The 1,933-nt window shown below is 26.3% G+C and carries 4 protein-coding genes; all 4 read left to right on the top strand.

Features of this window, described 5'->3' with window-relative positions; all coding sequences use genetic code 11:
- The first annotated feature begins 110 nt into the window (after positions 1-110).
- The 4 genes from Q0370_RS09980 (at position 111) to mscL (ending at position 1,904) form a co-directional block, all read left to right on the top strand.
- Positions 111-770: an XRE family transcriptional regulator gene (locus Q0370_RS09980; protein WP_299575242.1), complete on the top strand. Its 660-nt coding sequence runs from the start codon at positions 111-113 to the stop codon at positions 768-770.
- Positions 771-791: 21 nt separating this feature from the next.
- Positions 792-971, top strand: coding sequence for a hypothetical protein (locus tag Q0370_RS09975; RefSeq protein ID WP_147005586.1), 180 nt, complete (start codon positions 792-794; stop codon positions 969-971).
- Complete coding sequence (locus tag Q0370_RS09970) at positions 958-1,314, top strand: hypothetical protein (protein WP_299575236.1); 357 nt, start codon at positions 958-960, stop codon at positions 1,312-1,314. Before Q0370_RS09975 ends, Q0370_RS09970 begins: the two co-directional genes overlap by 14 nt.
- Positions 1,315-1,502: 188 nt before the next feature.
- Positions 1,503-1,904 (top strand): large-conductance mechanosensitive channel protein MscL, encoded by a 402-nt coding sequence (gene mscL / locus Q0370_RS09965; protein ID WP_299575234.1) that lies wholly within the window; start codon positions 1,503-1,505, stop codon positions 1,902-1,904.
- Positions 1,905-1,933: the final 29 nt, after the last annotated feature.

Below are 1,933 nucleotides of genomic sequence, written 5' to 3'. Positions count from 1 at the left end.
ATTAAGCAACTAATTTTATAAAAATAATGATTTCAAATATATTTTTTATATTTTGTTGCATTTTAGGAACAAATATGTTATAATAAAAATATAGATGTGGAGGAATTAATATGAATATTGGTAAACGGTTAAAGGATTTGCGAAAGGAAAATTCTTTATCAATGGATTCCCTTGTTGAGAAATTAAATAGGGAATATAATCTTAATATAACTAAAAGTATGATTTCACGTTGGGAAAACAATTTATCTGAGCCAAGCAGCAAGTTTATTACAGCTTATGCAAAATTTTTTAATATTGACTTAAATTATTTAGCTGGAATTACAGATATAAAAAATCCAGCTCCAGAGCCTTTAACTCCTATTGAAATATTGGAGATTCCGATGTATGGAAAGGCAAGTGCTGGTACAGGCTATATAAACCTTTCAGAAGAGATAGGTAGTTATCCGGTACCACAAAACATTTATAGAAAAGGAATTTTTGCAATTAAAGTTTCTGGTGAAAGTATGACTGGTCTTGATAAAAGTATTCCTGATGGTGCTATTGCCATTGTTGATCCCGAACTTTGCAGTAATCCAATAAGCTTAAACGGTAAAGTTTGCGTGTTTGAATATAATGATGAGACATATATAAAACAGTTAATAATAGACAAGCAGGGAATTATCAGATTACGTTCATTTAATCCTGGTTATGATGATATTATTGTTTTGAATACAGAATTATTATATTGTAAAGGCAGAGTAATCAAAACTTTCGTAGAAAATCAATGGTAAAAATAAAATGGAGGTATAAAGATGTCTAATAAAAATCAAGAGGAAAAATTTGAATATATAGAGATAAATGGAATTAAAATACCCATTTTATCCACTTTAGATTCTGAGACTGATACAGTCTCATTTGTTGACGGAGCAAAAGAATATCTTGAAAATTTAAATAATAAAATAAAGGAGGATAAGAAAAATGACATTAGTTAAAGGTCCTATTTCTGCAGTTATAGATGAAAACGGTAATTTTGATTTCAAAAAGGATAAATTAGAATATCTAAAAGAAATAAAAAAATATAGTATTGACAAGTTAAGCAAGGAAGCCCAAAAATACAATTTGTCTAATGATAAACGAGTTGCTTTACTAAACAAGTCAGAAACATTCCAATATATCAAATGTCTAATTTCTGATAGCTTTGTATATAACAATAACGGTATTCTAAGAGATGAAGACAGAAAAAAACTTTTAATCTCACTTAACAAAGTATTTTTCCGTGCTTTGGATATAAGAAAAAATGCAAAATATAAAAAATTAAATATAAAAGAAGCTTAATGCTATTTCCTATTTATATAGCACAAATTAATTTTAATAATGTTATGAATCTTCTGTTTTTTGAACTCCAACTATTTAATAAATAAAATTTTCAAAATTTTAGCCATTTTCTAAATAAAATAGTTGCAATTTTAAAAAAAATACATTATAATAAACGGTATAAAAATTTTGAAAGGAGAATTACTTTAATGTTTAAAGAATTCAAGGAATTTATCTCAAAAGGGAATGTAATGGATTTAGCAGTTGGAGTTATTATTGGTGCTGCTTTTGGAAAAATAGTAACTTCATTGGTTGACGATATAATTATGCCTATTATTGGAATTATTTTAGGAAAAATTGATTTTTCAAATTTAAAAATAGTTATTACTCCTGCTACTGGAACAACTCCAGAAGCTGCAGTAAAATATGGATTATTTATCCAAAATGTAGTTAATTTTCTAATTATGGCATTTGTTATTTTCTTAATGGTAAAATTTGTAAATAAATTAAGAAAACCTGCCGCCAAAACTGCAGAAGAAGTTATTGAAGCTATTCCAACAAAAGAAGAAACATTATTGGCTGAAATTAGAGATATCTTAAAAAATAAATAATAAAATAGTAATCGGAAGTTATTCATATT

Origin of the sequence: uncultured Leptotrichia sp. (assembly GCF_938036635.1) — a bacterium.
Taxonomy (GTDB): Bacteria; Fusobacteriota; Fusobacteriia; order Fusobacteriales; family Leptotrichiaceae; genus Leptotrichia; species Leptotrichia hongkongensis.
This window is presented reverse-complemented; position numbering and strand designations above follow the sequence as displayed.

What these genes read in the sequence shown, in the direction of transcription:
- Q0370_RS09980 (WP_299575242.1), top strand. Translation starts at nt 111, where the DNA reads ATGAATATTGGTAAACGGTTAAAGGATTTGCGAAAGGAAAATTCTTTA.
- Q0370_RS09975 (WP_147005586.1), top strand. Translation starts at nt 792, where the DNA reads ATGTCTAATAAAAATCAAGAGGAAAAATTTGAATATATAGAGATAAAT.
- Q0370_RS09970 (WP_299575236.1), top strand. Translation starts at nt 958, where the DNA reads ATGACATTAGTTAAAGGTCCTATTTCTGCAGTTATAGATGAAAACGGT.
- mscL (WP_299575234.1), top strand. Translation starts at nt 1,503, where the DNA reads ATGTTTAAAGAATTCAAGGAATTTATCTCAAAAGGGAATGTAATGGAT.